This is a genomic window from Argonema antarcticum A004/B2, from assembly GCF_023333585.1.
Taxonomy (GTDB): domain Bacteria; phylum Cyanobacteriota; class Cyanobacteriia; order Cyanobacteriales; family Aerosakkonemataceae; genus Argonema; species Argonema antarcticum.
Genome location: NZ_JAIQZN010000087.1, coordinates 23,350 through 29,358 on the forward strand (window position 1 = coordinate 23,350; position 6,009 = coordinate 29,358).

Annotated in this window: 9 protein-coding genes; 7 read left to right on the forward strand and 2 right to left on the reverse strand. The window is 45.2% G+C overall.

Annotation, left to right across the window (positions count from 1 at the left end):
• The first annotated feature begins 353 nt into the window (after nt 1-353).
• Entirely contained in the window at nt 354-830 is a 477-nt protein-coding gene (locus tag LAY57_RS27685) for a Panacea domain-containing protein (RefSeq protein WP_249070401.1), read from the forward strand.
• Nucleotides 811-1,245, forward strand: a complete 435-nt coding sequence (locus LAY57_RS27690) for a hypothetical protein (protein WP_249070402.1) — start codon at nt 811-813, stop codon at nt 1,243-1,245. The genes LAY57_RS27685 and LAY57_RS27690 overlap by 20 nt, the downstream gene beginning before the upstream one ends.
• 84 nt (nt 1,246-1,329) lie before the next feature.
• Here the strand turns inward: LAY57_RS27690 and LAY57_RS27695 are convergent, their stop codons facing one another.
• Nucleotides 1,330-1,908 (reverse strand): type I restriction endonuclease, encoded by a 579-nt coding sequence (locus tag LAY57_RS27695; RefSeq protein ID WP_420839140.1) that lies wholly within the window; start codon nt 1,906-1,908, stop codon nt 1,330-1,332.
• A gap of 25 nt (nt 1,909-1,933) precedes the next feature.
• Here LAY57_RS27695 and LAY57_RS27700 point away from each other — a divergent pair, with 25 nt between their 5' ends.
• Nucleotides 1,934-2,350, forward strand: coding sequence for a thiol-disulfide oxidoreductase DCC family protein (locus LAY57_RS27700; protein WP_249070404.1), 417 nt, complete (start codon nt 1,934-1,936; stop codon nt 2,348-2,350).
• Nucleotides 2,351-2,430: 80 nt separating this feature from the next.
• Here LAY57_RS27700 and LAY57_RS27705 read toward each other — a convergent pair whose 3' ends face one another.
• Complete coding sequence (locus LAY57_RS27705) at nt 2,431-2,850, reverse strand: Tery_1686 family protein (protein ID WP_249070405.1); 420 nt, start codon at nt 2,848-2,850, stop codon at nt 2,431-2,433.
• Nucleotides 2,851-3,083: 233 nt separating this feature from the next.
• Here LAY57_RS27705 and LAY57_RS27710 point away from each other — a divergent pair, with 233 nt between their 5' ends.
• The 4 genes from LAY57_RS27710 to LAY57_RS27725 all read left to right on the forward strand — a co-directional run bounded on the left by LAY57_RS27710 (nt 3,084) and on the right by LAY57_RS27725 (nt 5,912).
• A complete protein-coding gene (locus tag LAY57_RS27710) occupies nt 3,084-3,923 on the forward strand; it encodes an alpha/beta fold hydrolase (RefSeq protein ID WP_249070406.1) in 840 nt (279 codons plus the stop codon).
• Nucleotides 3,924-3,970: 47 nt separating this feature from the next.
• Nucleotides 3,971-4,414, forward strand: coding sequence for a photosystem II protein PsbQ (gene psbQ, locus LAY57_RS27715; protein ID WP_249070407.1), 444 nt, complete (start codon nt 3,971-3,973; stop codon nt 4,412-4,414).
• Between the two features lie 82 nt (nt 4,415-4,496).
• The gene (locus LAY57_RS27720) at nt 4,497-5,606 is read left to right on the forward strand and encodes an NAD(P)/FAD-dependent oxidoreductase (protein WP_249070408.1); all 1,110 of its coding nucleotides are present in this window, start codon (nt 4,497-4,499) and stop codon (nt 5,604-5,606) included.
• Nucleotides 5,607-5,750: 144 nt separating this feature from the next.
• A complete protein-coding gene (locus LAY57_RS27725; RefSeq protein ID WP_249070409.1) occupies nt 5,751-5,912 on the forward strand; it encodes a hypothetical protein in 162 nt (53 codons plus the stop codon).
• The last annotated feature ends 97 nt before the right edge of the window (nt 5,913-6,009 follow it).

The window sequence follows — 6,009 nt, forward strand, 5'->3', positions numbered from 1 at the left end:
GCACCTTTAATTTTTGGAGATGTCCAATGATGCTGTTGGTAAATTGATGAGATTTTAATTCTACACAAAGCCACTGGCTTCGCTTGTAGCCCGCCAGCGATTCAAATCGCTGGCTAATAGCGAAAGTCCATTAAAATGGACTGAATACTAATCTTCCAGTCCATTTTAATGGACTTTCGCTATTAGCCCTGCACTTGAGTGCAGGGCGGGTGTGGGCGACACCACTCTACCCCAAATCGGATGCCTTGCTATTACATATTTGTCTCTTTAGAGCAATATATAAGTAATCGATTACAGTCGTGCGATCGCGCTGTGTTATCATAAAAATTATCAAACTTATTTAGTCTAACTTTATGACCACTATAGCTACGGTGACAACACTCTCCAAACTCGTTGATTACTACATCTGGTTCGCGAATGACGTAGGCTCCTACCTCAGCAACCAAAAGCTACAAAAACTATTGTACTATGCCCAAGCATGGTATCTGGCATTTGAAGATAAACCCCTTTTTGATGAGGATTTTGAAGCTTGGGTGCATGGGCCGACTATTCCGGCTTTATTTTACGAATACAAAGAACAATTTGGGTTTAAACCAATTCTGAAAGAAGTCGAAAAACCAGAGTTTCCACAGGAAGTACAAAAGTTTTTAGACGAGTTAGCTGACGAGTATTTCTTTTGCGATGCTTATGAGTTAGAATTGATGGTGCGCCGCGAAGATCCTTGGATTAAGGCTAGAGGTAACTTGCCAAAAGATGAGCCTTGTTATGCTATTATTTCTAAGGAATTAATGAGAGATTTTTACAAAACCCGTGTCATCGAAGAAACCTAAAAAGGCAGATCTACGCCGCCAGCCATCCTTATCTAGCATCAAGCGTCAAGATGTAAAAATCCCGGAAGGAATTAGTTTTTCTTTCAGGTATTATCAGGATGATAAAGATAAATTTTCAATTGGCGATCGAGATGCTAGATACCTAGAATCTCTCTTGAGAAGGCTGCGCGATTTATCACAATTGATATCTCAAGAAATTATCAATAATCAGAGTAAAAGCCTGCGCTGTCATGGAATACTCTGGCAAGATACAACTGAACCGAATGGCTTCGGTATTCCTAATGAAGACCAGCTAGTAAATACAGCCTACCAGTTTCAAATATCTGCTAATGAATACGGCAGGGTGCATGGATTTTTTAGTGAAAATGTTTTTTACGTTGTCTGGCTAGACCCAGACCACAATCTTTATAGTTGAAATGTTCTTTTCCTCGATTTTGGACTTTGGCAAGAAGTCTATTGGATGGCAAACTGATTCTGGTTGTTCGTCCTTCACAGTAACTTATGCGCTAGTGATGCTTTGACCCAAATGCTTGAGGACTTTAAAAGCCGATCGCAGTTCGCTTGCCACAGTATAAATCGAAAAAGCCCGCGATAATGCGTATTGGGGAATTGGCTGAGCCAAGAGTTTGACAAATAACACATCATCACCATTGGTTAATACGCCAAATCGTGGTTTATCTAGATCTGGATTTGCCATCATGTATGCTAGTGCTTGAGGCAATGCCGATCGCACTGAAATCATCGTCTTCTTAGACTCCAAAACCATTACCCAAAGATGATTTTGCAAAATCAAGATATCAATTCGCCCGCGCAGAGTTTCTTCCCCATCATCGATCGCAATCTCGATTGCGGCTTCAGCTTTCATCTTAAACGGTGGATCGTAGAATCCTGCCAGTTCTAATAAAGGCGATGCCACAAGCAGCGTTACCGCCCCTTCTAGCAATTCTCCATCGGCTCTGTGATATAGTAATCTCCGTCGCAGCGTATCCAAAGCAGTCTGTTCGGAATCACTAAGGTTCGGCAATTCTGTTTGCCACTCTGTAAAAAAAGCCTCATCCTCAGTTCGGCTCAATAGCATAATTTGTGGTAAAACACTTATTGTTATGACTTACAACGTTATTTACGATGGCAACTGCAATCTCTGCGTCACTTTGGTGCAACTGTTAGAAAGCTTGGATAGCGGCAAAATGTTTGAGTATGCGCCGATGCAGAATGAAGAAACTCTTAGTCGGTTTGGGATTACGCCGAAAGACTGCGAAATGGGGATGATTTTGATTGATGCAGATGCACCCCAGAGGCGCTGGCAAGGTAGCGATGCTGCTGAGGAAATCGGGCGCTTGTTGCCGATCGGTATTATATTTGTGGAGGCTTATCGAGCTTTACCGGGGGTGAAGTGGGCGGGCGATCGCATTTACGAACAAATTCGCGACAATCGCTACACTTTATTTGGCAAACGTACCGCCACATATCAGTCTGGCTACCCTATCAGTTGTAGCTCACAGGGAACTTGCTCGGATTGAACCAAGGCTCTGCCTTGGAAAAAGCGTGACCGGGCTCAGCCCGGTCACGAGGGTAAAAGACTGGGTAAATGGTATAACATTTAACCATTGAACAATTCAAACACTTGCCTGCAAAAATGTTTTAGCTTTTCCCCCACCTCTGGAACTGGTTGAGAATCACCTACCAAACTCCAATTTTCAACAGTGGAAAGACGCCAAGCTAAACCTTGATGGTTAAATCCATCTGTTTCAATGCCAATTAGCCGACGGTAGGCATCCACAGGATCTTCGTAAAAACGAATCTGCACCAAAATGCTTCGACATTGAAACCGTCTACTCCAGCCAGGAAAATGAAAGCCGATATCAATAGAATCAGGATCGACTAACTCCCTGGTATCGACATCGTTCTGCCAAGGTTTGAGGTCTGCCTTCGCGTCGGGAAACTTGGACTTGAACAAGTTAACCACGGCAGCAATCTTACTGGCAACTTCAATATTGGTGGCTTTTTGAGCTGCGTTCACGCTTATTGGGATTCCCTATAGTTACGATTTAAGAGTGAGTTTGGCGAATAAGTCTAACAAGATATTTCTGATTTGGCAACTGCAAAGCATTTTTAGTGGAATGGGGAATGGGGAATGGGGACTGGGGATGGAAAGTTTTGACTTTTGACTTTTGACTTTTGACTTTTGACTCCTTGCCCAAAAATACCGTTGGGCGGTAAGCTCAAGCAACGGCAAGAAGCAGGATCGATCAAGTGGCACTAAATGAGGAATTGGTTGAAGTTGGTTCGCTGAAATGGTTTTATCGCGAGGCGAAACCTCTTGGCAGAAGTGATAGACTGCCGGTACTGCTGCTGCACGGTTTGCCTTCCCAGAGTTACAGCTGGACTGAAGTGATGCCCGGTTTGGCGGAAAAAGGGTATTCCTGCATCGCGCCAGACTGGATTGGTTTTGGCATCTCATCCAAACCAGACAAGCGAGAATTTGCTTATACACCCGATGCCTTTATCGACGCCTTCGCAGCATTCATCGAAACCCTGGAAATCGATCGCTTTTCCTTGGTTGTGCAGGGATTTTTGGGGTCTTGCGGTATCCAATATGCCTTGCGGAATCCAGAAAAAATCGAGCGCTTGGCTATCCTGGGTGCGCCGATGTCAACCACTGCGAAAGTACCCTGGAAAATCCAACAGCTGGGATTGCCTTTGGTCGGTGAGATGGTGACGCAAGACCCCATCTTGGTTGATAGAACCCTAGAAGGCGGTAGCGGTTACGGGATATCAGAGAAGGATTTGGATGTGTATCGGCGTCCCTACCTTAAGAGTTCCGATGCGGGGAGGAGTCTGCTTTGGACGGTGCGGAATCTCCAGTTGCAGCAGTCAATGGCAGAAATTGAGTCTGGTTTGCGAGGGTGGACGCAGCCAACGCTAATTGCTTGGGGGATGAAAGACCGCTGGTTGCCTTTTATCCAGACAGAAGCGGTAGCGAGTTTCATGCAGAATGCAGAAGTGTGCAAACTGGAAGAGGCTGGTCACTATCCTCAAGAACATTGGTCCGATCGAGTCAGTGAAGTTCTCATAGGGTTTCTTCGCCGGTAAGATTTTTAAGGATACTTTTTAGTTCGGAAGTTCATTCCACAAATAATATGCCACGTTATCGGTCTTTTCTAGCCTTGGTGCTGGCGTTTTTGACGGCCTTTTTGGTTAGCTGCGGCACTCCTGAAGTGAAGAAGCCTCCCACTTACACGACAGCTCAATCTGAGCTGATTCAGCAATATGTTTCTGGAATTGAGGCTTCGCGCGATCGCTTGCCCGAACTGGCGAAGCTGGTTCAAGATGAAAATTGGGTCTTTGTCAGGAATTTCATCCGTGGGCCTCTAGGTGAATTGCGGTCAAGGATCGCTGGGGTGGAACGCAATCTGCTTCCCGACGCCCGACCAAAGGCGCGTGAAGCAGCGAAAGAGCTGTTTGAAAGTTTGGTTTTAATCGATCAAGCTGCTCAAAACCGGAACTATAAAGCGGCTATAAGCAATTACGCCGAAATTCAGAAGAACCTGAACGCTTTCTTGGCTCTGGCTCCTAAAGCGTAGTCGATTTTGGATTTTGGATTTTGGATTTTGGATTGTCTGGCAATCTAAAATCTAAAATCTAAAATCTAAAATCTTTTCTCAGATGAGTCATGTTGCGATCGTCGGATGCGGTGTTGTTGGTGCGGTTCTAGCCTACGAACTCAGCCAGGTTCCAGGACTAACTATTACAGTCGTGGATACAAAACCACCGGCGCTGGGTTCTACAGGTGCCGCGCTGGGCGTCCTGATGGGCGTTATCAGCCACAAAGTTAAGGGTAAGGCGTGGCAGATGCGGCAGAGTAGCATCCAACGCTATGAAACTCTGATTCCAGAACTAGAGGCGTTGACTGGTCGTAAGATTCCTTTCAATCGGCAGGGAATTCTGATGCTGTGTTTGGAAGACAGGAGTTTGGCTAGCTGGTCAGAATTGGTACAAATTCGGCTGGAGCAAAATTGGCACTTAGAAATGTGGGACGCCGCTAAAATAGGCGCTAACTGTCCTCAACTTAACTTGGAAAAGATTACGGCAGCAGTCTATTCTCCCCAAGATAGACAAATCGATCCAACTGCTCTAACCCTAGCTTTAGTTGAGGCTGCAAAGCTAAATGGCGTCACTTTTCAGTTTGGCGTCACTGTCTTGGGGATTGAATCAAAAACGTCCTATGGGGAAAATGTCTCTGTTTGCAAACAGATTCAGACAACAGCTGGCGCAATTGACGTTGATTGGTTGGTGATGGCGGCGGGGTTAGGTTCAACAGCACTGACGAAATCTTTTGGACAGCTAGTTGACATTAGACCAGTATTGGGTCAAGCATTGCATTTGCGAAGCGAAAATCCTTTGGGGCGTCCCGATTTTCAGCCGGTGATTACTGGTAATGATGTGCATATTGTGCCGGTGGGAAGGGGAGATTACTGGGTAGGCGCTACAGTGGAGTTTCCCAGTGATGGATATGAGGCGGTAGGGGATGAAAGTTTATTGGCAAAGGTGAGGGAGGATGCGATCGCATTTTGCCCAGCTTTAGCCGATGCTACCGTAGTTAGAACCTGGTCGGGTTTGCGTCCGCGTCCAGAAGGTCGTCCTGCTCCAATTATCGGTAATTTGCCGGGATATAGCAATATTTTGTTAGCAACTGGACACTATCGCAATGGGGTGTTGCTGGCACCTGCAACTGCACAAGCGATTCGGGATGCGATTCTAGGAATAAATACTTAATTTTGATTTACCAAAGATACAGCACCCGACACAGTTAATCTAAATTTATGTCTGATAGCTTAGCCTAAGTCTATCCAGCAGCAGATGAACTTCTCCTAAAACACTAATTAATATAAATAATGATTGAATTGGGAGAAGTTACTTATGCAACCAACTCATTTATTAAATGCTATTCAAAATTTCGCCGATTTAGTAGCAAACAATAGCAAGGGGCAATTTTTACACCAGGATCGAGCTTTCCGAACTTTACCGCTTCCTTGGACGATCGCGCAACTTTTAGATGAAGAAGATCCCAACGTTATTTGACATAGCAGCACCCCCCAGATTGGGTGTGGTCATAAGTAGTTGGTTGAAACGAAAAGCTTTTCTTCTGGGCCTTGTCCTCCTTGTCCTCCTTGTCCTC

Bases quoted from the DNA above. Each gene is read 5' to 3' on its own strand.
- LAY57_RS27685 (WP_249070401.1), top strand. From the start codon at position 354: ATGACCACTATAGCTACGGTGACAACACTCTCCAAACTCGTTGATTAC.
- LAY57_RS27695 (WP_420839140.1), bottom strand. From the start codon at position 1,908: ATGCTATTGAGCCGAACTGAGGATGAGGCTTTTTTTACAGAGTGGCAA.
- LAY57_RS27700 (WP_249070404.1), top strand. From the start codon at position 1,934: ATGACTTACAACGTTATTTACGATGGCAACTGCAATCTCTGCGTCACT.
- psbQ (WP_249070407.1), top strand. From the start codon at position 3,971: ATGCCACGTTATCGGTCTTTTCTAGCCTTGGTGCTGGCGTTTTTGACG.
- LAY57_RS27720 (WP_249070408.1), top strand. From the start codon at position 4,497: ATGAGTCATGTTGCGATCGTCGGATGCGGTGTTGTTGGTGCGGTTCTA.
- LAY57_RS27725 (WP_249070409.1), top strand. From the start codon at position 5,751: ATGCAACCAACTCATTTATTAAATGCTATTCAAAATTTCGCCGATTTA.